Source organism: Candidatus Tisiphia endosymbiont of Piscicola geometra, from assembly GCF_964026415.1.
Taxonomy (GTDB): Bacteria; Pseudomonadota; Alphaproteobacteria; order Rickettsiales; family Rickettsiaceae; genus Tisiphia.
Genome location: NZ_OZ032144.1, coordinates 499,624 through 520,923, shown reverse-complemented (window position 1 = coordinate 520,923; position 21,300 = coordinate 499,624). Strand labels below are relative to the sequence as shown.

Annotated in this window: 23 protein-coding genes and 2 tRNA genes; 16 read left to right on the top strand and 9 right to left on the bottom strand. The window is 32.7% G+C overall.

Annotation, left to right across the window (positions count from 1 at the left end):
- Positions 1-76, top strand: a tRNA-Thr gene (locus AAGD26_RS02425).
- A 412-nt stretch (positions 77-488) separates the two neighbouring features.
- Here AAGD26_RS02425 and AAGD26_RS02420 read toward each other — a convergent pair.
- Positions 489-1,796 carry a nitrate/sulfonate/bicarbonate ABC transporter ATP-binding protein gene (locus AAGD26_RS02420; protein ID WP_341752081.1) on the bottom strand — a complete coding sequence of 436 codons (1,308 nt, stop codon included), beginning with the start codon at positions 1,794-1,796 and terminating at the stop codon, positions 489-491.
- Between the two features lie 349 nt (positions 1,797-2,145).
- Between AAGD26_RS02420 and AAGD26_RS02415 the strand changes: the two genes are divergently transcribed.
- From AAGD26_RS02415 to blaOXA, 10 genes are all read left to right on the top strand, one after another.
- Entirely contained in the window at positions 2,146-2,787 is a 642-nt protein-coding gene (locus AAGD26_RS02415) for an exopolysaccharide biosynthesis protein (RefSeq protein ID WP_341752080.1), read from the top strand.
- A 59-nt stretch (positions 2,788-2,846) separates the two neighbouring features.
- A complete protein-coding gene (locus AAGD26_RS02410) occupies positions 2,847-3,563 on the top strand; it encodes a phosphoribosylaminoimidazolesuccinocarboxamide synthase (RefSeq protein ID WP_341747414.1) in 717 nt (238 codons plus the stop codon).
- Between the two features lie 189 nt (positions 3,564-3,752).
- Positions 3,753-4,232: an NADH-quinone oxidoreductase subunit NuoI gene (gene nuoI, locus AAGD26_RS02405; RefSeq protein WP_341752294.1), complete on the top strand. Its 480-nt coding sequence runs from the start codon at positions 3,753-3,755 to the stop codon at positions 4,230-4,232.
- 2 nt (positions 4,233-4,234) lie between these two features.
- Positions 4,235-4,849: an NADH-quinone oxidoreductase subunit J gene (locus AAGD26_RS02400; protein WP_341752079.1), complete on the top strand. Its 615-nt coding sequence runs from the start codon at positions 4,235-4,237 to the stop codon at positions 4,847-4,849.
- Positions 4,842-5,156, top strand: coding sequence for an NADH-quinone oxidoreductase subunit NuoK (gene nuoK, locus AAGD26_RS02395; RefSeq protein WP_341752078.1), 315 nt, complete (start codon positions 4,842-4,844; stop codon positions 5,154-5,156). The genes AAGD26_RS02400 and nuoK overlap by 8 nt, the downstream gene beginning before the upstream one ends.
- A gap of 13 nt (positions 5,157-5,169) precedes the next feature.
- The gene (gene nuoL, locus AAGD26_RS02390; RefSeq protein WP_341752293.1) at positions 5,170-7,095 is read left to right on the top strand and encodes an NADH-quinone oxidoreductase subunit L; all 1,926 of its coding nucleotides are present in this window, start codon (positions 5,170-5,172) and stop codon (positions 7,093-7,095) included.
- Between the two features lie 19 nt (positions 7,096-7,114).
- On the top strand, positions 7,115-7,378 hold the full coding sequence (locus AAGD26_RS02385; protein WP_341752077.1) for a hypothetical protein: 264 nt from the start codon (positions 7,115-7,117) through the stop codon (positions 7,376-7,378).
- 7 nt (positions 7,379-7,385) lie between these two features.
- Positions 7,386-7,796 carry a cyclase family protein gene (locus AAGD26_RS07275; protein WP_410520633.1) on the top strand — a complete coding sequence of 137 codons (411 nt, stop codon included), beginning with the start codon at positions 7,386-7,388 and terminating at the stop codon, positions 7,794-7,796.
- A gap of 7 nt (positions 7,797-7,803) precedes the next feature.
- Positions 7,804-7,965: a hypothetical protein gene (locus AAGD26_RS02380; RefSeq protein ID WP_341752076.1), complete on the top strand. Its 162-nt coding sequence runs from the start codon at positions 7,804-7,806 to the stop codon at positions 7,963-7,965.
- Between the two features lie 8 nt (positions 7,966-7,973).
- Positions 7,974-8,762, top strand: a complete 789-nt coding sequence (gene blaOXA / locus AAGD26_RS02375) for a class D beta-lactamase (RefSeq protein ID WP_341752075.1) — start codon at positions 7,974-7,976, stop codon at positions 8,760-8,762.
- 194 nt (positions 8,763-8,956) lie between these two features.
- Here blaOXA and yidD read toward each other — a convergent pair whose 3' ends face one another.
- The 6 genes from yidD to AAGD26_RS02345 form a co-directional block, all read right to left on the bottom strand.
- Positions 8,957-9,196: a membrane protein insertion efficiency factor YidD gene (gene yidD, locus AAGD26_RS02370; RefSeq protein ID WP_341748468.1), complete on the bottom strand. Its 240-nt coding sequence runs from the start codon at positions 9,194-9,196 to the stop codon at positions 8,957-8,959.
- A gap of 129 nt (positions 9,197-9,325) precedes the next feature.
- Entirely contained in the window at positions 9,326-9,631 is a 306-nt protein-coding gene (locus tag AAGD26_RS02365; protein ID WP_341752074.1) for an HU family DNA-binding protein, read from the bottom strand.
- Between the two features lie 594 nt (positions 9,632-10,225).
- Positions 10,226-11,263 carry an IS110 family transposase gene (locus AAGD26_RS02360; RefSeq protein WP_341751256.1) on the bottom strand — a complete coding sequence of 346 codons (1,038 nt, stop codon included), beginning with the start codon at positions 11,261-11,263 and terminating at the stop codon, positions 10,226-10,228.
- A gap of 322 nt (positions 11,264-11,585) precedes the next feature.
- Positions 11,586-12,956: a magnesium transporter gene (gene mgtE, locus AAGD26_RS02355; RefSeq protein ID WP_341752073.1), complete on the bottom strand. Its 1,371-nt coding sequence runs from the start codon at positions 12,954-12,956 to the stop codon at positions 11,586-11,588.
- A 291-nt stretch (positions 12,957-13,247) separates the two neighbouring features.
- Positions 13,248-13,332, bottom strand: a tRNA-Leu gene (locus AAGD26_RS02350).
- A 177-nt stretch (positions 13,333-13,509) separates the two neighbouring features.
- Complete coding sequence (locus AAGD26_RS02345; protein ID WP_341752072.1) at positions 13,510-13,956, bottom strand: transposase; 447 nt, start codon at positions 13,954-13,956, stop codon at positions 13,510-13,512.
- Positions 13,957-14,674: 718 nt separating this feature from the next.
- On the opposite strand from AAGD26_RS02345, the gene AAGD26_RS02340 reads away from it, so the two are divergent.
- On the top strand, positions 14,675-15,349 hold the full coding sequence (locus AAGD26_RS02340; RefSeq protein ID WP_341752071.1) for an MFS transporter: 675 nt from the start codon (positions 14,675-14,677) through the stop codon (positions 15,347-15,349).
- A gap of 393 nt (positions 15,350-15,742) precedes the next feature.
- Positions 15,743-16,009: a hypothetical protein gene (locus tag AAGD26_RS02335; RefSeq protein WP_341752070.1), complete on the top strand. Its 267-nt coding sequence runs from the start codon at positions 15,743-15,745 to the stop codon at positions 16,007-16,009.
- On the opposite strand, the gene AAGD26_RS02330 is transcribed toward AAGD26_RS02335, so the two are convergent.
- A complete protein-coding gene (locus AAGD26_RS02330) occupies positions 15,996-16,202 on the bottom strand; it encodes a hypothetical protein (RefSeq protein ID WP_341752069.1) in 207 nt (68 codons plus the stop codon). The genes AAGD26_RS02335 and AAGD26_RS02330 overlap by 14 nt on opposite strands.
- Before the next feature lie 83 nt (positions 16,203-16,285).
- Positions 16,286-16,633: an HD domain-containing protein gene (locus AAGD26_RS02325; RefSeq protein ID WP_341752068.1), complete on the bottom strand. Its 348-nt coding sequence runs from the start codon at positions 16,631-16,633 to the stop codon at positions 16,286-16,288.
- Positions 16,634-17,168: 535 nt separating this feature from the next.
- On the opposite strand from AAGD26_RS02325, the gene zapE reads away from it, so the two are divergent.
- Genes zapE through AAGD26_RS02310 form a run of 3 tightly spaced genes read left to right on the top strand, consistent with a single transcriptional unit; the run spans position 17,169 to position 20,996 of the window.
- On the top strand, positions 17,169-18,200 hold the full coding sequence (zapE, locus tag AAGD26_RS02320; RefSeq protein WP_341752067.1) for a cell division protein ZapE: 1,032 nt from the start codon (positions 17,169-17,171) through the stop codon (positions 18,198-18,200).
- Positions 18,190-18,807 carry a dTMP kinase gene (gene tmk / locus AAGD26_RS02315; RefSeq protein WP_341747428.1) on the top strand — a complete coding sequence of 206 codons (618 nt, stop codon included), beginning with the start codon at positions 18,190-18,192 and terminating at the stop codon, positions 18,805-18,807. Before zapE ends, tmk begins: the two co-directional genes overlap by 11 nt.
- A 5-nt stretch (positions 18,808-18,812) precedes the next feature.
- Positions 18,813-20,996 carry a 3-hydroxyacyl-CoA dehydrogenase/enoyl-CoA hydratase family protein gene (locus tag AAGD26_RS02310; protein WP_341752066.1) on the top strand — a complete coding sequence of 728 codons (2,184 nt, stop codon included), beginning with the start codon at positions 18,813-18,815 and terminating at the stop codon, positions 20,994-20,996.
- Positions 20,997-21,300: the final 304 nt, after the last annotated feature.

The window sequence follows — 21,300 nt, the reverse complement described above, 5'->3', positions numbered from 1 at the left end:
GCCGGTATAGCTCAGCTGGCAGAGCGACGCATTCGTAACGCGTAGGTCGGGGGTTCAATTCCCTCTATCGGCACCATAAATATTATATCTTTTTGGCAAACTCGCTTATGCTGAGGAATTTAAAGAAGCCACGGAATCTCGACCCGCAGTGAACGATGATGTACGTGAGGAACAACAGTAGCCGGTATCACGTACAAATTACCGCATAGTACCCTACATTTTTCTATAATCGTCATAGCAAGGCTCTTTAGATGCCGGGGCGATCTAGGTAAACAGCGAAGCTGTTTTTTTAGAGTAACGCTTCGCGTATCCTAGATTGCCACGTCGGCGATTTCATCGCCTCCTCGTAATGACGGTCAGAACCCTTCTTAATAGTGGTTACATAAAAAATGTAGGGTACTATGAAATTACCGACAGAAGTAGAGTTTGCCGAAGATATCTATTGTAATACAATAACATCACCTTATACGATATATACAATTCGACTTTCAAGCTGTTGGATTATCTAAGCTAAAAACCTTTTTATTATCATCATAGGAGAAGATTTCTGCATATCTTCCTAAACCTATTATAGACTTTAAAGTTATAGTGGCATCTTCACTAGATAATGTATCCTCAAGCTGTGTCTTAAAACGCGAAAGAGGTGCTTTATGATCTAAACGTTGATGTAAAATTTCACAAATGTAGGATGCAAGGGGAATATTGTCAAGTAAATGCTGAGCAAGCATTTTTTTTCTATCTTCTAAACTACTTGTGAAAAAAAGCTTGCCATGTTTATTTAATTTTATACTCTCAGAAGTAACATTAGCAAAATTTAATATTTTCAAAGCTCCAACAATATGTAAAATTTCCCCCATATTGTTAATATGAAAAATCTTAGATAATTCTGATAAATTTGCAGAACCTTTGTATGGCGATGCAGAAAGTGCCTCAATGCTACCGATCAGTTCATTTACCGACAAATGAATTTTTTGATTGATGTTGCCAACAATAGCTTTCTGTTTATTACTAACAGGCAAAGGTGGTTTTTCATAGGCTGATACCATGAGAGCATAAATTTTATCTACCATAGTACGAAATTCCATACTTTGAACATCACGTAAACGAGGGAGGGTAATTGCTAATTCTGATACAATACGCCCAGGATTAGATGAAAGTATTAACACTTTGTCAGCCATAGTTACTGCTTCTTCAATCGAATGAGTTACCAATACTACCGACTGCATTTGAGTTTTTCCACTACTCCACAGATCAAGAAAGTCATTCTTTAAGGTATTAGCAGTTAGAACATCAAGAGCGGAAAAAGCTTCATCCATAAGTAAAATTTCTGGTCTGAGAACTAATGCTCTAGCAAAACCTACTCGTTGCTTCATGCCACCTGATAATTCTTTTGGATATGCTGACTCAAAACCATCAAGTCCTATCATATCTATGGCCTCTAATGCACGTTTGCGACGTTCATACTCAGAAATATTGAAACTTTTTAAACCTAGCTCAACATTCTCAAAAACAGTCAACCATGGAAAAAGTGCAAATGTTTGGAAAATCATACTAATATCACAACGATCACGAAAAGCAGGTTTTTTATTTAGTATTACTTTACCTTTAACTGGTTTTGTAAAACCTGCGATAATTCTTAGTAATGTTGATTTCCCAGATCCAGATTTTCCCAGTATCGCAACTATCTCATTAGGTTTTAGTTTTAGAGTAACATTATCTAGTATCTTTTGCGTACTATGATCATCTTTTGTAAAACTTTGTGTAATTGATATTAATTCAAGTAAATTATTATTCATAGGTCTTACTCTTTTTGTAAAATGGTCAACTTGAATGATAAAAAAAGTTAAAATGCACTCTCGTCAGCCGCTTCAAGAATGCATTTTTCTGAATATTTTAGCCAGTTTTGGATTAAAATTAAAAATTTTAATCCAAAACTGAAGTTAACTAATGATAATAAAGTAAATATTCTTTGCTAAATCCATTACAATTGTGCTACATTCCGTAGTGCATTTCTCAATTACTATAAAATCATAGTTTTGAGATAACCTAACGTAAGAAAATTATTGATGGAATTAATTTCTTTGATTATTAATTATTTTCCAACTATCTAAAATATAGTATAATTTACAAGAAAATTAAGTAAAAATGTTTAACATTGCATCAAAAGATAAACAACTAGATAGAACTACAGTATCTAGTGTTTTTTATAAATTAGGACAAAAAGAAAAAAAAGAAAAGACTAGAATTAGTGAGTTATTAGTTGATTTTCATGAAAACGGTCTTCTATTAACGATACTTTTTTTTGCAATACCAGTTGCAATTCCGCTGCCGTATCCTCCAGGTTTTACTACTATAGTAGGTATTCCTTTGATGATTCTATCTATGCAGATGTTGCTTGGCTTTAGACAAGTTTCTTTACCATCCAAAATTAATAACTATCAAATTAGCAATGATATACTTATTAATATAAGTGACAAGATTGTACCAAAGATTAAATTTGTAGAAAAATATATACGACCAAGATTTGGTTTCGCAGCCTCTATATATTGTGAACAATTTATTGGTTTAATATCGCTGATTTGCTCTATTGCTATATCAATACCTTTACCTCTAACTAACGCTGTACCTGCACTGGGCATTACAATAATGGCATTAGGTCTTTTAAACCGAGATGGATTAACTATAGTTCTTGGATTTATTACCTCTATAGTTGGACTTATTATAGCTTTTATAGCAATCTCTGCTAGCTGGATTAGTATTAAATATTTATTTAATCTATTCTTCTGATATAATAAATATTAAATTTGTACAAAAGGTGAAAGCCGCTACTATAGAATCTTTTTCAAATGAAACAAAAATTATATCAAGGCTCAAGTAAAGCTCTTTATCAGTCACAAGAAGATTTTGCTTTTATTATGGCGTTTACTGACAAAATTACTTTAGAAAACGGAGAGATTTTTGATATTTCGGGTAAGGGGGTGCTGAATAATAATATTTCGTCCTTCATAATGAGCAGACTTGATATGGTAGGAATAGATAACCACCTAATTGAAAAAATTAACATGCGTGAGCAATTAATACAATCTGTAGATATTTTCCCCGTTCAAATATTAGTTTCTACAGTAGCTTGCGGTAGGTTTGTAAAAGAATTCTCTATGGAAGAAGGATACGTATTTGATCATCCAATTATCGATTTTAGAGTTAGAAGTAGTGAGTTAAAGCATCCTATAATTAATGAACACCAAATACTAAATTTTGGTTGGTTAAGTAAACAAGAAATTGATGAAGTAAAACATAAAGCCATAAGAACATACGATTTTTTAAGTGGATTATTTACAGGTATTGGTATAAGGCTTGTTGAATGCAAACTAGAATTTGGCAGAGTGTTTAATGGTGAGGAATTTATGGTAATGTTGGCTGATGAAATTAGCCCGGATAATTGTCGTTTATGGAATATGAATAATAATGAGAAACTTGGAGCAGAAATGATTGCCAGTGATCCAGAAAAAGCTCTGAAATCTTATCAGGCAATAGCTGATTTATTAAAAGATAGAACTTTTTAAGTACACTCAAATGCTTTGAAGAATTGGATTTGAAAATGAATGGCGAGCATGCAAATCCATGATATTTTCAAAAAACAATTTGTAGGAGCAGAAGAGTGTATATAGTATACCTAAAACCTTCTCTAGGAAGAAAAAATAAATTGTAAACATGCTTAGTGCTACAAATTTTTGGTGTATAATAAAATGAAAATAATTAGTTACCTGAAGTCTTTTTTTTTATTTGAAATAATCTCAGGGCTTAGTCTAACTTTGAAGTATTTCTTTAAGCCTAAAGTAACTATAAATTATCCCTATGAGAAGGGGCGGATAAGCCCGAGATTTAAGGGCGAGCATGCATTAAGGCGTTACGCCAATGGTGAGGAACGTTGTATTGCTTGTAAGTTGTGCGAAGCAATTTGTCCAGCTCAGGCTATTATTATTGAGGCAGAAGAAAGAGTAGATGGTAGTAGGCGGACCACTAGATATGATATTGATATGACTAAATGCATTTATTGTGGTCTATGCCAAGAAGCATGTCCAGTTGATGCGATAGTGGAAGGTCCTAATTTTGAATTTGCTACTATTAGTCATGAAGAATTGCTTTATGACAAAGAAAAATTATTGAAGAATGGTGATATGTGGGAACAAGAATTAGCAATTAAGCTACATAATGATTATAAATATAGATAATTATGGAGATGTTTTTTTATTTATTTGCCGGGCTAATGGTTATAAGTAGTTGTTTGGTGGTCATTAGTAAAAACCCTGTTTATTCTGTATTATGGCTGATCTTTACTTTCTGTAACGGTTCGGGGCTAATGATTCTGCTAGGAGCAGAATTTTTAGCAATGATGTTGGTTGTGATATATGTTGGGGCAGTAGCAGTATTATTTTTGTTTGTTATCATGATGCTGAATGTTCGTTTTACGGATATTATTGCACAATTCAAAAGAAACTTGTTTATTAGTATTGCTGTAGCACTCGTTATGTTTGCTGATCTTGTCCTGATAATTTGCTTAGGGGCTAAAGATATAGTTTTAGATAACAGCCAATTTGAGGTAACATCAGGTGTCACTAATACTCATGCTATTGGACAGGTACTATATACTGACTATATTTTACCTTTTCAAATCTCGGGTATTATTTTATTTATGGCAATGATATCTTGTATTACCCTAACTATTAGGCATCGTAGTGGAGTTAAGAGGCAGGATATTGCCAAGCAACATGCTAAAAACAAAGATAATAGCATATTAGTGGTCAAACCACGTTTAAATGCAGGAGTAGGAGAAATACAATATGATTAGTACTATTACTTTGGAGCATTATTTAATTTTGTCAGCACTGATTTTTAGTATAGGAATGGTCGGTTTGTTTATGCATCGTAAGAATGTCATAACAATCCTGATGTCAATTGAATTGATGCTGCTCGCTGTAAACATAAATTTTGTAGCATTCTCTACTTATGCACATGAGATATCTGGTCAAATTTTTAGTATAATAATCTTAACAATAGCAGCTGCCGAAACCTCAATAGGTCTTGCTATATTACTAGTTTATTTTAGAAATAAAGGTTCGATAGAACTGAGTGATATGAATCAAATGGAAGGGTAATTTGGGAACTGGTATGGTAGGTGTAGCAGCAATATTCACGGTAATATTACCGTTGATCTCTGGTATGATCAATGGTTTGTTTTGTCAGTGTTTTAGCAAGAAGCAAGCAGCTTTTATTGCCACTATTCCAATAAGTTTATCGGCAATATTAGCTAGCGTGATATTTTATAATGTAGCAGTACACAAAGTCATTATTCATCTAATTTTAGCAAAATGGCTAGTGGTTGGTGAGATCAACATAAATTGGGCAATTTATGTTGATCAGCTGACTGCTATTATGTTCATAGTGGTTACTTGGATTTCAGCTGTAGTGCATATTTATTCTCTTGGCTATATGGCAGACGATGATGGATTACCTAAATTTCTATCATTTCTATCATTATTTACCTTCTTTATGCTAGCTTTGGTGTCAGCAGATAATTTTGTCCAATTATTTTTTGGTTGGGAAGGAGTTGGTTTATGTTCGTACTTATTAATTGGCTTTTGGTATCAAAAAGAAACGGCAAATAAAGCTGCAATTAAAGCCTTTATTGTCAATAGGGTAGGGGATTTTGCTTTTATAGTGGGGATTATTACCATTATTGTTTATTTTGGGGCAGTTGATTTTGCTAGTGTATTTGATAAAGCACAGTTATTGTCTAATATGCAATTAAGTATATTGGGTTTTACTGCATCAATAATTGACATAGTCTGTTTGCTATTATTTCTTGGGTGTATGGGTAAGTCGGCACAAATTGGCTTGCATATATGGCTACCTGATGCCATGGAAGGACCAACGCCGGTCTCGGCACTTATTCATGCTGCAACCATGGTAACAGCTGGGGTCTTTTTAGTAGCTAGGTGTTCTTATTTATTTGAGTATAGTGTAGGAGTACTGAGCTTTATTGCTATTATTGGTGGGGTTACCTGTATATTTGCTGCAACTATTGCCATAGTTCAGAATGATATAAAAAAAATTATTGCCTATTCCACTTGTAGCCAGCTTGGTTATATGTTTCTTGCTTGCGGTGTGTCAGCTTATAATGCCGGTATCTTTCATTTAGTTACTCATGCGTTTTTTAAAGCTTTATTATTTTTATCAGCTGGTAGTGTGATTCATGCTTGTCATGAGCAAGATATTTTTAAGATGGGTGGTTTGAAAGACAAAATGCCAATTACTTATTGTAATTTCTTAATCGGTTCACTGGCACTGATAGGTATTTATCCTTTAGCAGGATTTTATTCAAAAGATGCTATTTTAGAGCTAGCATATAGTAGTGGTGGTATTGGTACTATCGTGTTTATTCTTGGAATTGTTGCTGCAGTCCTGACTGCCATTTATTCTATGAAAATTATCTTATTAGTATTTCATGGAAAAACTAGACTAACTATTGACATCAATCATGTCCATGAGTCACCCAATATCATGAATGGACCACTTAGTATTTTAGTGGCAGGTAGTTTTTTTGCAGGAATGATAGGTTATTATATATTGTTTTTTGACAAACCAAATGGTTATTTCCTTGATAGTATATTTAACATTCATATTTACCAAATACTAGCAATTCATCCTCCTCTTTATATAAAATTATTACCAATGGTTTCGGGACTAATAGGTATTGTTTTGGGGCTTTATTTTTATAGAAGAATCAAAGAAAAAATAAAAATAGGATTTATAGAAAAGCTGTTGGTACATAAATATTATTTTGATGAGGTTTATGACTTTGTGATAGTAAGATTAGTAACTAACTTAAGTAAGTTATGCAATTTGATGGATCAAAGAGTGATAGATAGATTTGGTCCAAATAGCTTTGCCAAAACGGTAAATTACTTTGGTTTTTTGGTGAGTAGATCGCAGACAGGTTACGTATTTAATTACACTTTATATATAGTTTTATGTATAGTTGTTTATATTACTTTCTTTATAATAGGAATATTGCGAACTGATTCTTTTTGGTAAGTTTGAAGGAGGGATAGCCATGATTTTTCCATACAAAATTATTGATCTCACACACACTCTTGATGAGCAGACTCCTTCGTGGAGTGGAGGTTGTGGGTTTAATATTGATGTTAAATTGGATTATTCTGACTGCCGACAGAATGAAGAATTTCGTGTGCAGCAGTTCAAAATGCATGCAGGGATTGGTATACTGCTCGTAAATGAAGAGTTGGTAGACGAAGGTCAACTTCAAGAAGAGCTAGGAGTGTCAAAGTCGAGCAGCGGAGCGTACATTAGTACGTGAGCAGCGGATATCTTTAGACACGACGACGTCAATTCTTGAAGTTCACCGAGTATACACATATGGATGCACCAGCACACTGTATTCCAGGAGTACTATCATTGATCAAATACCATTATCGCAGCTGGTTGTTCCTTGTGTTGTTATTGATGTATCAAGCTCTTGTCATGAGCGTTATAGTCTAAGCCTAACGGACATTGAACATTTTGAAGAACAATACGGAATGATCAATGAGGGAAGTTTTGTGATGATCAAAACAGGATGGGAAAAGTTTTGGGGTGATCCGGGAAAGTATAGCTATAATCACGTTTTTCCTTCTATATCAATTGAAGCAGCGGAGATACTGACAAAACGAGGTGTGTGCGGACTTGGTATTGACACTTTGTCACTAGACGCCAGCAGATGGATTTCCCGTCCATAAATTGTTTTTGAGCAATGGCAAATATATTGTTGAAAATGTTGCTAATTTGGCAAATATACCTATAACAGGAAGCTGTATCTTAGCTTTGCCAATTAAGGTAAGAGGGGCAACAGAAGCTCCGATAAGGCTTATTGGTTTAATAAAAGAAGAAACAAACTTAAATTTTTAGAAGGTATAATGAAAAAACTTATTTTATATTTAAGCATTGGGTTATTGTTTAACACATCTTCACTGGCAGATACCAAATGCTTTTTGGCTAAAGAAAATGATAAAATTATCAAACAAGAAGGTGATTGTGCATCACGCTATGCACCTTGCTCAACGTTCAAAATCGCCATTAGTTTAATGGGATATGAAGAAGGATTGCTAGTTGATGAGACTCATCCTGAGTTACCATTTAAAGAAGGTTATGTAGATTGGCTTGACAGGTGGAAACAGCCCCACAATCCAACAACATGGATGCAAAATAGTTGTGTTTGGTATTCTCAAGTTTTGACGCAAAAGCTTGGGATGAGTAAATTCAAAGACTATGTTATAAAATTTAACTATGGGAATCAAAATGTTTCAGGCGATAAAGGTAAAAACAATGGATTAACGAATTCATGGCTATCCAGTTCGTTGGAAATTTCACCTGAAGAGCAAGTCGTGTTCTTACAGAATCTTATTGATAACAAATTACCAATAAGTCTTAAATCTCATGAAATGACAAAAAATATACTCTTTGTGGAGGAACTACCAAACGGCTGGAAACTTTATGGGAAAACAGGCAACGGTTCTCAACTTAATAAAAATAGAACTAAAAAGTTAGACCTCCAGCAAGGATGGTTTGTTGGTTGGATTCAAAGAGATAATAGGACTATTGTATTTGTGAACCATATTACAGATGATAGTAAGCAAGACACTTATGCAAGCCTACGTGCTAAAGCAGAAGCAAAAGAAAAATTACTACATTTGATTAAAGACTGAGCAAAAATGATTTGAAAAATTAGGTTTCGTGAAGATTTTGTTTTTATGAGTAACTCTCTATACTCGAATGATCCTACAAATTAGAGTCGAAAATGAGGGGCAAGCGAACTAGGTGTACATTTAGTATATGAGTACGCGAGTTCCTGATATTTTCAAAAAACAATTCTTCAAAGCATTCGAGTATACTCTTCCAATTAATTTTCAGGTTGGGTAGTATTAGGCACAGGATCATATCCACCTTGACAGAAAGGATTACACCTAATTATTCTCTTAATAAATAACCATAATCCTTTAATATTACCATGCATTATTATTGCTGATCTAGCATATTCTGAACATGATGGATTAAAACGACAATTATCACCAAGTAGGGGGGAAATAAAGAATTGATAAAATCTAATAAGTATGAGTAACAAATTAAAGCGATGTTTCATTTTGATCATGGTTAGCTCAAAAAGAGTATAATCAAATAATTTAAAGAATTGTTTTTTAAAAATATCATGGGTTTGCATGCTCACCATTCATTTTCAAATCCAATTCTTCAAATCATTTGAGTATATTACTTACTTTGCAGTTTTTGGTTTTGAGTCTTTACGTCCATTGCAGGCAGATTTTAGTTTTTCACCAGCAGAGAACTTAGGTTGAACGTAAGCTTCAATTTTAAGAGGCTGACCAGTTCTAGGATTTTTGCCAGCTCTAGCTGCTACTTTACTAGAGTAAAACTTACCAAAGCCAATCAGTATTACGTCTTTACCTTCAGCAAGAATAGAAGTAACTGCATTGGTAAATGTATTTATAATCTTTTCAGCTTCAACTTTAGTACAATTTTGTTGGTTTGCTATATAATCAATGAATTCACCTTTGTGCATAAATTTTTCCTTTAAGTGAGTTAGTTTAATTTAATTCAGCTAATGATAGCTTGTCTATCAGGTAAAGATATAGATATAGATGTTGCAAATCAATAATTATTAGCTATTAAAGTTATCTATATTATAAAATATTTTCACTTTACGTTTCTTTTTGATATTATTAACACATATCTCTATTTGTTGTTACTGGCTGTCAAGCATCATCATATAAGCATTCAAGCAGGGCAGTTTAAAAGTCACAGCTAATGATAGAAAAGTTTGTTTTTTAAAATGCATAAATGTCATATATGGACGCCAATAAAAACACAAGTAAAAAAACAAAAAATAGTAGAAAAAATGAAGCAGTCATATATTCGGCATCAAAGTGCCATAATGGTTTCTGCATTCTGCTAAGATCCTGGAGAGATACACTCATCGCGGCGGTATCAAAGTACCATGACGTTACAACGGATTTTATCCAAAATGCTTATTTATTATCTCCTCAACTTATCGTTTTTATTTTTTACTTTGTTTTATTCATATTACTTATCAATTTTTATAGCACGCCACTAACCACCTAGCAACTTTATAACGTAAATTTGCACCAAATAACTATTATAGTACCTGATAGTTGCTATTACTTATCAAACAACCATAAGTTATTCTAGCTAATTTATTTGCTATGGCTACTGCCATTACATTAAACGATTTCCCTTTTTCTTTTAACCTTTCGATAAATTCTGATAACTTCCCTTGAGGCGGATTCTTTTTATAACTTCTCATTAATAAAGACCTTGCTCCTTGTATTAGCATTGTTCTTGCATATCTATCACCTTGTTTGGTTATTCTACCTAAAATAATCTTACCACCAGTGGTATTTTGTTTCGGTACAAGCCCCAAAGATGCGGCAAAATCCTTAGCAGAATCATATGCTTCAACCGGTTTAATGCTTAAAATACTTGCATTAATTGTGCCAATTCCTGGAATAGTTTCTAAAATTTTTGCTTTCTCAGAACACCTATTTCTTTCTGCTATTTCTTTATCTAACATTTGTTCCCGTACTATCAATTGGCTAATCTCCTTACAATCAAGCAACATTTGAACAGCAATAGTTTTGTTAATAAATCCCTCTTCTAGTGCAAGATTTACAAAATTTTGACAAGTTTTGGCAAATGTAGATTTTCCACATGTTACCAAATAGCCAAGCTCAAATAATGAGGTAATCAGAGCATTACTGCGCTGAATCCTTTGTTGTATTATATTCTGCCTTGCTTTATGCAGGTAAGATATTTCTTGCTCTACCACTGTTTTAGCTTTGACATGCATTAAATCCGGATCACAGGATGCTTTGCAAATTGCAATTGAATCATTAATATCATTCTTTTGACGAATTTTTGCATATGCCTTTACATCTTTAGGTTTAAGTAATATTGCTTTATGCCCCATTGATTCAAGCCTCTGAGCCATATAATGAGCTCCACCACAAGCTTCAAATACAAAAGTTTCTGACTTTGGAAACATTATTGATAAATTTTCAAAAAAGCTTTTTCTATCCATTGCTTTTTTTAATACAACTTTATTTTCTAAATTTATTGCAGCAAAATGTAATTTTCTTTTTGCCAAATCAATTCCTATTACTTTATAATCATTCATGGTATGGACCTCATAAAATTATTAAAAAAATACAAACCTATTTTAGGTTTTGGTTCTTTGATATTTTAATATCATTTGAAACCGTTGATAAGTTTTTTTTCTTTCTTATCATTGGCGTCCATACCATCATTGCGAAGAGCCGCAAAGCGGCGACGCGGCAATCCAATAAATGTGGATTGCCACGACCACTACGTGGTCTCGTAATGATGTCTTGTACTTTTCTACAATTTTTAAATTGCCATAGGGGTTATGCGTAAGGTGTGAGTAACTAATACTTAAATACTTCTTGTAGCACTTTAAACTCGATAATCTCAAGGCAAGTTTACACCAAAAAGGTATAAGCTAAAGTAAGAAAGGTAAAAAATGCAAATGAATCAGTTATGGTGGTTAAGAATACACCTGAGCCAGTGGCGGGATCAATATTTAAATAATGTAGAGTAATTGGTATTACTGAGCCAAAAAGACCAGCTATGAGAAACGTTAGGATAACGGCTATGGAGAAAATCAAGCTAAGATTTGGATCAGAAAGCATTGCTAAGCTTAATAGTGCCCCAACTAAGGCCAATATAGAGCCGTTAAATCCGCATACAGCTATTTCTTTAAGAATCACTCTCAGCACATTATTATGGTGAATATCTTTGTTGGCAAGTGCTCTAACTGTCACTGTCATGGCTTGTGTGCCGGCATTCCCTCCCATAGAAGCAACAATAGGCATAATAGCTGCTAGTGTTATAAGTTTTGAGATTGTAATACTAAACTGGTTAATAATTATCGATGTCATACAAGCAGTAATTAAATTGACAAATAACCAAGGGAATCTGTGTCTCACAGTATAAAATAGATTGTAAAATGTATCTTGAGTATGAACGCCACCGAGTGACATTATATCTTTTTCGGTTTGTTGTTCAATGATGTAAAGCATACTATCTATTGAAACGGTACCTATTAACTTGCCGCTTTTATTCACCACTGGTACAATTGTTAGAGCATATTGTTTAAAAATAAAACTTAACTCACTTAAATTAGTGAATACATCGGTAATTTTAAATTCAGGATTCATAAGATCTTTTACTAACTTATCCCCTTTATGCTTCAGTAAAGTGCTTAGAAGTATACTACCTATAGGTCGGTATTTACTGTCGAGTACAATAGCAGCATGAAAATCTTGTGCTATATGTTTGTGTCTAATAAAATCTATAGCCGTGGCTACTGTCCAATCTTCTTGAAATGACACAAAATTTCTTTCGATTACCCTACCAACAGTATCTTCTGGGTAAGTACAGCCTTCTATAATTTGCTGTCTTTTTTCTGCTTTGAGATTATTTAAGATCATTTCTTTTGTTAGATCATCAAGATCCTCGATAACTTCAACAGCATCTTCTATAGCAAGTTGATTAATTAGCTGTACACTTTTCTGTACACCTAAAATTTGCATTATAAGTGGTTTACTGTTCACGCTAAGCTGTACTAAAGTTTCAGGCTTTAGTGTATCCTGTAACAAAGGAAGAATTGTTTTATAAGTTTTCTGATTTATATTATCTAAAACATCTGCAAGATCTGCATAGTGAAGATTACTCATAATCTCTATTGCTTTGTCAAATTCATCATTATTCAGAAGATTATTAATGTACTCAAATGTTTCGTCAAATTGGTTTTGATGAACCGACAACATATTTTTTGATTGATTTTGCATAACTCCTCGTTTGAGTATACTGCTATGATTTCAAGAGTTAGTACGAAGGTCAACTTCAAGAAGAGCTAGGCAGTAGCAAAGTCGAGCAGCAGAGCATACATGAGTAACGGAGCAGCTTCGATTTTTAGATACGACGACCTTAATTCTTGAAGTTCACCGAGTATACTCAAATGATTTGAGTATATATACTGAATTTTCTAAAAGTACCCTCAATAGCCAAGAAGGATGAGTCACTTGTATTCTAACATGTTAGGTTTTATAAGACAACTAAGTTGAGAGTATATAGAAAACTGGTGCGGTCGAGAAGACTTGAACTTCCACTCTGTTAAGAACAGCCCCCTCAAAGCTGTGCGTCTACCAATTTCGCCACGACCGCAATTAATAATAAGTTTTTAATAAAATTATTCCAGTAGCCTAAATAATTTTGGTTAATCCAAATAGTGTATATAACAAATTATTCTACTAATATCAATATATATACTCGAATGATCCTACGAATTGGATTTGAAAATACACGAGCATCCGTAATGGAAGTCAATAAGAAAATAATAACTTACCATAAATTTTCATTGCAAGAAGAATTATTTTTGACAATAGAGTGCATAAAAGCTAGTAATTTACGCATAACAGCAACAAGAGCAACTTTTGCTGGTTTATGTTTAGCAATTAAGTGGTCATAAAAATTACGTAAACGCTTATTACATCGTAAGGCAGCTACTGCAGCCATATAAAGAACTCTTCGAAGATTACCTCTACCGGCAAAGATGCTTCTTCTACCTTTATAACTACCGCTTTCTCTAGCAAAAGGAGCAAGACCTACTAAAGCAGTTAAGTTTCTAAAAGTAATATTACCAAGTTCTGGTGCTTCACATATTACAGTGCTAGCAAGAGTAATGCCATTATTATAGTGTTTATAAGTATTGAAGATTTGGTTGAACGATAGCAAGAAAATTATAATATCGAAAATTGAAATAATAAATCTTGGTTGTAACAATATCACGGTTCTATAAACAAATTAGAAGGGGGGAAAGAGGTATTTGGTAAAAATATAGCCTGAGATCAAAGAGATGTTGATTATCAAAGTTGTATCGCATACGAGTAGAATATTGTTTATATTATGAAAAATAATTAATTTTTTTATTAAAATAAGTTGACTATTATTTTAGAATTGATTCTAATTAAAATATGGCAACATAAATCAACCTAATAGCATGGCAAAATATAAAATGGTTGATGATTTTGATAATGGGGATAAAGGTAACGGGAAAGAAGACAAGGTAAGTCTCGATCTGTTTAAGAGTGCAGTTTAGGAATATTTAAGAAGGATGCTACACGAGTCTATACTGATGTTTCTTCAGAGGTAGGGCAATGGGTTAATGCTATTAAGGCAATCACCACAAAATATCCTAACAAGGATGAAGAAATTTCTGTGTCTGCTTCAAGTTGGGCTGATAGACAATTAGAATAGCATTGTCAACAATTTCACTCATATCAGGGAGCATCTTCTTCCCAGCATAATGCTTCGTACGAAACTTGTCCTGATACGTCTGACTCGGAAGCAGATACCGTACTAGCTGGAAACTCCATATGTGTTATGAAATTATGTAGTATCAAACCCTAAAATTATAGTCCCATATGTCAAATTGACATGTGGGGTTTTTAAAACAGTTATATATAATTATAATTCTAGATAATATATAAGTAAGATTTAAACAACTATGAGCAAATTTGTACAAGCAGATGGTAGAGTTATATATACTCAAACCAATCTAACTAAACAACAAAAAGAAGCTATTGGATTACTCTCAATTGGCACGTTCTTAGAGTATTTTGACCTAATGCTTTATGTACATATGGCTGTTTTACTCAATAGTCTGTTTTTTCCCCAAAATGATCCAGATTCTGCCTCTTTTTTTACTGCAATTGCATATAGTATCACTTTTGTTTTTAGACCATTTGGAGCATTGCTGTTTGGTTGGATAGGAGACACTATTGGTCGAAAAATAACTATCATTGTTACAACCTTTATGATGGCAGCCTCGTGTTTTGTTATGGCTACCTTACCAACTTATGAACAAATTGGAATTACGGCTTCATGGATTATTAGTATATGTCGTGCAGTACAAGGTATATCTTCCTTAGGTGAGAGGGTGGGAGCAGAGTTATATTTAATGGAAATAACAAAACCACCAATACAATATCCAGTTGTAACGTTGATTACGGTTTGTGCCTCCTTGGGGTCAATGGTTGCATTAGGTTTTGGTTTTTTGATTACTAACTATGGATTTAATTGGCGCTATCTTTTTTGGTTTGGGATGATAATTGCCACTATAGGTACAGTTGCTAGAACTAACTTAAGAGAAGCACAAGAATTTGCTAATGCAAAATTATGATTAAAAACATTTTTTGATAACCATTTTATTGATAGAAAAATATTAAAAGGTGATCCGATTTTAGAAGAGAAAGTACAGAAAAAAACAGTATTCTATTATTTTTTAATTCAATGTGCTGGTCCAGTACCAACATACTTTGTGTGTTTTTATTGTGGTAATATACTCAGGAATTCTTTTGGTTATGGTATTGGAGATATCATTTATCATAACTTTTTTATTTCAATAATACAGCTATTCACTACGCTATTATTAGCGTATTTAAGTTATAGAATATACCCTTTAAAGATTATTAAAGTCAGGTGGGTAATTTTCTCTACTTTTATAATATTTTGCCCTTATTTTCTTTATAGGGTCAGCACTCCTATACATTTATTTATAATACAACTATTGATCGTGTTATTTGCACCTGACCCAGCTCCAGCTAGTGCAATTTTTTATAAATATTTCCCTATTTTTAAACGCTTTACTTATAGTAGTATTGTATACGCCTTAGCACATGCCACAATTTCTATTGTTACATCTTTTGGTTTTATATATTGTACAAAATATATGGGGCAGATAGGAATACTATGTATTATGTTGCCTATAGTAATAAGTTATGGATTTGGGATATTTTACTTTGCAAAGTTGGAGAATATAACTGTAACTAATAGTTATTAGTTTTATAATAATTATGTATTACTTTAGAACATAATTCTGCAAAATTTTGCTCAATTGTTGGTGTATTAAAATACATACTAAGGCTCATAAACCTACTAAGGGTTTCTATTATAATTTTTTTTGCTTTCTCCGGTGATTTAGTTTCTGGAGTTTGTATATTATGAGTTCGATCAAATAATTTAATCAATGCCACATCATATTTTTCTTGTTGAAGTAATATATCTAATGTTTCTGCCGAGCTAATCTTCCCGTGAGACTTGTTCCTGCTTAAGTCTTCTACTTGACTAGCAACCTGCTCCCCAAAATATAAGCAATCATCTTTTTGGTAAGTGTTGTATCCTCGATGGTATCATGTAGTATGCTGGTAACAATAATGTCAGTGCGAAAAAGATAATCAGAGATCATATATGCCACCTCTAGTGGATGGGAGTAATAAGGCTCGCCTGACTGCCGCATTTGGCTGCCATGATATTTCTTGGCGTAATAAATAGCCTTTCTAACCTCATCAATATCTATTGGTCGGTTTACTTCCTCATTCATCTTACGTAATTTGTCCAGTAACCTAGTAGCATATTGACAAGGTGCATACTTTGAGTTGTCCCAATAATTGATTTCTTCTTCCATAAAAAACCCTAAATATTTTTATATTCAATTTATAGGTTAAACTAAAATATAAATTATTACTAAAGATTTTTTATCTATTTTTACAAAAGATGAATATTTTTGCATTTTGTTGTTGTATAAATAGACAGCTACTTCCTTTATATTCACATATCCTATAAATCGTTGGGTAAACTGTAAATGACTAGACAAAAAAGTACCAGTAAAATTTATATTGTTATAGAACTCTTGCTAGAAAAAACTAGAGTAATATTTTAATAAGGTTGCCTTGGTGTAAATTGTTATATATTTATTATTTATTTCAGAGTATTTTTAGTTTATTTTCTAATTTTACCTATACACCTGAGTTCGATATAGGAGATCAGTTTAATAGTCTCGGTGCTGCTACGGCGGGGACTAAAAATAGCCTGAAAGGCTATTAAGTATCATGGATTTCTGCTTTTAGTTAGGAATGACATCACTTTTGCAGGGGGAATAATTATTCTTATATCGAACTCAGGTTCAGGTTATACTAAATCTAAAATGAGAATGTAATATATTGCCTGAATTAAAATTTGACGAAAAGCAGTTGCTTTTGCTCAGCAGAATTAAAGAGTTTGCTAAACAAATTGAAGATAAGTCGTTTTTTAGATTCTTTAATAGCAGTTTATTAGCAAAAAAAGCTATATATTTATATGGTAATGTAGGTAATGGTAAAACTGTATTAATGCAACATTTTTTCCAAATATTGCAAATTAAGAAATTAATGGTACATTACCAAAACTTTATGCAATCGGTACATAAAGATATTTATCAGTTGCAAGATAAATCACAATCTAAAAATAATATTATCAAAAGAATTGCTGCAAATTATGCAAAGCAGGTGGAAGTAATATGCATAGATGAGTTTGAAATTAAAGACATAACTGATGCTATGATAATAGGACCGCTGCTCCTTGAACTCATAAGACATAAGGTGTTTATCTTCATTACTAGTAATATAGAGCCAAAAGATTTGTATAAAGATGGTTTACAAAGAAATTCTTTTTTGCCAATAATTAAAGAGATTTATCAAAAGTTTGAAGTTATGCATTTGGATAGTGAGCATGATTATCGATTAGATAAAATTATACACATGACTAATAGACGCATAATATACCCCATTAATGAAGATAATAAGCTTGAGATACAGAATATTATTAGCAAGTTAAATAGTAATAACCGATTAATTTCTAAGGATATCCTAGTTTTTGGGCGTAAAATATCTTTTAAAATGGCTAGTGAAAAAATATTAGTGACAGATTTTGAAGAGCTATTTGTAAGAGAATTAGGTTATGTTGATTATGTAAATATTTGCCAAAAATTTTCTATCATAATAGTAGAAAATATTCGTATAATAAGTTCTGATAACACAGACTTAGCTGTTAGGTTTATTAATTTTGTTGATAATGCTTATTTTTATAAGGTTGTATTATTCATGACATTACAAGATGAACCTATAAAAATATATCAGAATGGTTTTCGCAAAGGTGAATTTAACAGAACTATTTCAAGATTATATGAAATGAATAGTGATAGCTATGTCAATTAAAAAGGGTAAATTTATTACGTTTGAGGGTGGAGAAGGGTGCGGTAAATCCACCCAAAGTAATATGTTATACCAGTATTTACTATCACAAAATATTTCAGCAGATTTAACACGTGAAGTAGGGGGGACTATTTCTGCGGAGAAGATGCGTGACATTTTAGTTAATCAAGATTTGCTACCTATGTCAGAATTGCTGCAAATCATGGCAGCACGTTATGAACATGTTCATAAAAGGATTATTCCTAAACTAGATTGTGGGATATCAGTTATTTGTGATAGGTTTGTAGATTCTACTGCTTGTTATCAAGGGCAAGATATAGGGATTGATTTAGTTTATGATCTTCATAAGTCTTTAATATCTGATGTGATGCCTGATATTACATTTTTTATTGATATAGATCCAAATATTGCCTTACCAAGGGCATTAGTACGAGGGAATAATAACAAATTTGAAAGCAAAAATATTGAATTTCATCAAAAAGTCTATGACGGATTTCAATATATATCAGCTAAATTTCCAAATAGAATAGTAAAAATAAATGCCTCAACTCTTAGTGTACAAGAAATTCATGATATAATAGTTGCGATGCTCGTTACAAAGGTTTGGTGAATAAGATGGAAGATAAAATAGAGAAAATATGTGTTATTGGTTCTGGAGTAATGGGGCTAGCAATAGCTTCCTTGATAGCTAACTCCTCTCACCAAGTTGTTTTACTAGATGTAGTAAGCAACGACCCTAATGACAGGAATGCAATCCTTACAAAGGCTCTAGAAAATATAGAGAAACAACAACCAGCTCCTTTATCGCATCCAAGTAAATTAGCGTTTATTACCATTGGTAATTTAGAAGATGATCTAAAGCTGATTACAGAATGTGATTTGATCATTGAAGTTATTATTGAAAAAATTGCAATAAAACATCTTCTATATGAGAAGATTCTAGCCTACCTAAAAGAAGATGCTATTTTAGCTTCTAATACTTCAACCTTACCTTTAAGGAAATTAAAAGAGCAAATGCCTGATTCTATAAAATCTACCATCAGGTCTAGATTTGTCATTAGTCACTTTTTTAATCCTCCAAGATATATGGAATTACTTGAACTTGTCCTGGATTCAGAGGTTAGCTCAGGGGTTATAGAGAGGATATCAGATTTTCTAACACGAGATTTAGGGAAAACTATTATTAAATGTCACGATACTCCAGGTTTTATAGCAAATCGAGTTGGTTGTTATCTACTTGAGCTGGTTGTTCGTAGTAGCATAGATGAAAATTTAAGTCCAGTAATTATCGATAAAATTTTTACTGATTTATTTAAATTACCAAGTACAGGAATCTTTGGCTTATATGATTTGATAGGTCACGACGTAATGAGATTAATTTCTACATCACTAGTTAATTCCCTACCGAATAATGATGATTATCACCAAGTTTACTTAGCATCTTCTATCCTTGATAAGATGATAGAGAATAACTTGATTGGTCGTAAAGCTTTAGGAGGTTTTTACCGTATATCAAAGATAAATGGCATAAAAACTAAAGAAGTCATAGATTTTACAACTTTAACTTATGCGGCATTTGAAGAGTCAAAGATTGAGTATAGTTCTATTGATCAGTTGTTAAATAGCAACTCTAGCTATGGTAAATTTTTTCATGAGATCCTAGTGAAGTTTTACTTATATATAACATCTTTAATTCCATCGGTTACTGATAATATTTACGATATAGATACAGCTATGAGGCTTGGTTATAGTTGGAAAATTGGTCCTTTTGAGTTGTTAATTAATCACATAGGAGGAGGATTTGAGTGGCTTAAAAAACAAGCAATGCTAATGAATTTAACATTACCGGAATATATCGCTAATAGTTCCTATGAAACTATTGAACTAAGTCAATTTCATTTGACTAGAGTCAGATTAGAAGAAAGTAAGATTTTATTGAAGAATGATTCGGCTCAACTAGTTCTGTATAAAAATAGGTTGGTTTTTACTATTAACACTAAAATGAATTGCCTCAATGAAAATGTTTTTAAACTTTTGTTAGAATCTGTTGATATTGCAGAAAATGAGAAGCAAACACTATATATTATGCCATTAACCAATAATTTTTCAGCTGGTGCTGACTTAAAATTCATTGCTTCCTGTATAAAAAATCAAGATTTTGCTAAATTAGAAGATTTCTTAAAACTTGGTCAAAAAACCATGATAAGGTTAAAATACTCGCATATTAATATTGTTAGCTGTGCTTTAGGTGCTGCGTTAGGTGGGGGCTGTGAAATATTGTTACATTCTGATTTTATTGTAGCTAATCAGGAATTAAATGCTGGTCTTGTTGAGGTATCGGTTGGCTTAGTTCCAAGTTGGGGAGGCATTAAGGAAATGTTTTATCGTGCAAGTAGCGATAAAAGTAAGTTGGTAAAAAATTTAAGAAATATCCTATTACCAAATAAATCAAGTTCTGCTGATTATTTTATAGCTGATTATGATATTACTAACGTGCAAGTAAATATGAATAAACATTTAATACTGCAAGAGGCTTTTGCCTTGGATTTGCCAAAAAAAATAAAGAAAGTAAGCAAGCAAGTTATTTTATCTAAAGTTACTTTAGCTGAAGAATTTGCAGAAACCAATTTTTTAAAGCAGAAGAGTATAGCTGAGTATGATAATTTTCAAGGATGGCTATTGTCAAAGTTTCAAGATATCATTTCCATGCAACAAATTGATGAGCAAAAATTATTGCAATTTGAACGAGAGATGTTTTTAGAACTTGCCAAAAACCCTAGAAAGATTTTTGGTTTTTAGAACACAGTTTACTATACAATACTATATCTTCCAATGAATTCCAAAAATTATCTCTGCTAGAAGGTGCATAGTACCCTACATTTTTCTATAATCGTCATAGCAAGGCTCTTTAGATGCCGTGGCGATCCAGGTAAACAGCGAAGCTGTTTTTTTAGAGTAACGCTTCGCGTATCCTGTATCGCCGCTTCTCGCAATGACGCTCGGAAGACCCCTTAACAGTAGTGAAATAAAAATGTAGGGTACTATGGTGGCAAACTAGGTTCACAGAACCTAGCAAAATTCTCAATAAACTTAATATAATCAC

Coding starts and splice junctions, on each gene's coding strand:
- AAGD26_RS02420 (WP_341752081.1), bottom strand. CDS start 1,796: ATGAATAATAATTTACTTGAATTAATATCAATTACACAAAGTTTTACA.
- AAGD26_RS02415 (WP_341752080.1), top strand. CDS start 2,146: ATGTTTAACATTGCATCAAAAGATAAACAACTAGATAGAACTACAGTA.
- AAGD26_RS02410 (WP_341747414.1), top strand. CDS start 2,847: ATGAAACAAAAATTATATCAAGGCTCAAGTAAAGCTCTTTATCAGTCA.
- AAGD26_RS02400 (WP_341752079.1), top strand. CDS start 4,235: ATGGAGATGTTTTTTTATTTATTTGCCGGGCTAATGGTTATAAGTAGT.
- nuoK (WP_341752078.1), top strand. CDS start 4,842: ATGATTAGTACTATTACTTTGGAGCATTATTTAATTTTGTCAGCACTG.
- nuoL (WP_341752293.1), top strand. CDS start 5,170: ATGGTAGGTGTAGCAGCAATATTCACGGTAATATTACCGTTGATCTCT.
- AAGD26_RS02385 (WP_341752077.1), top strand. CDS start 7,115: ATGATTTTTCCATACAAAATTATTGATCTCACACACACTCTTGATGAG.
- blaOXA (WP_341752075.1), top strand. CDS start 7,974: ATGAAAAAACTTATTTTATATTTAAGCATTGGGTTATTGTTTAACACA.
- yidD (WP_341748468.1), bottom strand. CDS start 9,196: ATGAAACATCGCTTTAATTTGTTACTCATACTTATTAGATTTTATCAA.
- AAGD26_RS02365 (WP_341752074.1), bottom strand. CDS start 9,631: ATGCACAAAGGTGAATTCATTGATTATATAGCAAACCAACAAAATTGT.
- AAGD26_RS02360 (WP_341751256.1), bottom strand. CDS start 11,263: ATGAATGATTATAAAGTAATAGGAATTGATTTGGCAAAAAGAAAATTA.
- mgtE (WP_341752073.1), bottom strand. CDS start 12,956: ATGCAAAATCAATCAAAAAATATGTTGTCGGTTCATCAAAACCAATTT.
- AAGD26_RS02340 (WP_341752071.1), top strand. CDS start 14,675: ATGAGCAAATTTGTACAAGCAGATGGTAGAGTTATATATACTCAAACC.
- AAGD26_RS02325 (WP_341752068.1), bottom strand. CDS start 16,633: ATGGAAGAAGAAATCAATTATTGGGACAACTCAAAGTATGCACCTTGT.
- tmk (WP_341747428.1), top strand. CDS start 18,190: ATGTCAATTAAAAAGGGTAAATTTATTACGTTTGAGGGTGGAGAAGGG.
- AAGD26_RS02310 (WP_341752066.1), top strand. CDS start 18,813: ATGGAAGATAAAATAGAGAAAATATGTGTTATTGGTTCTGGAGTAATG.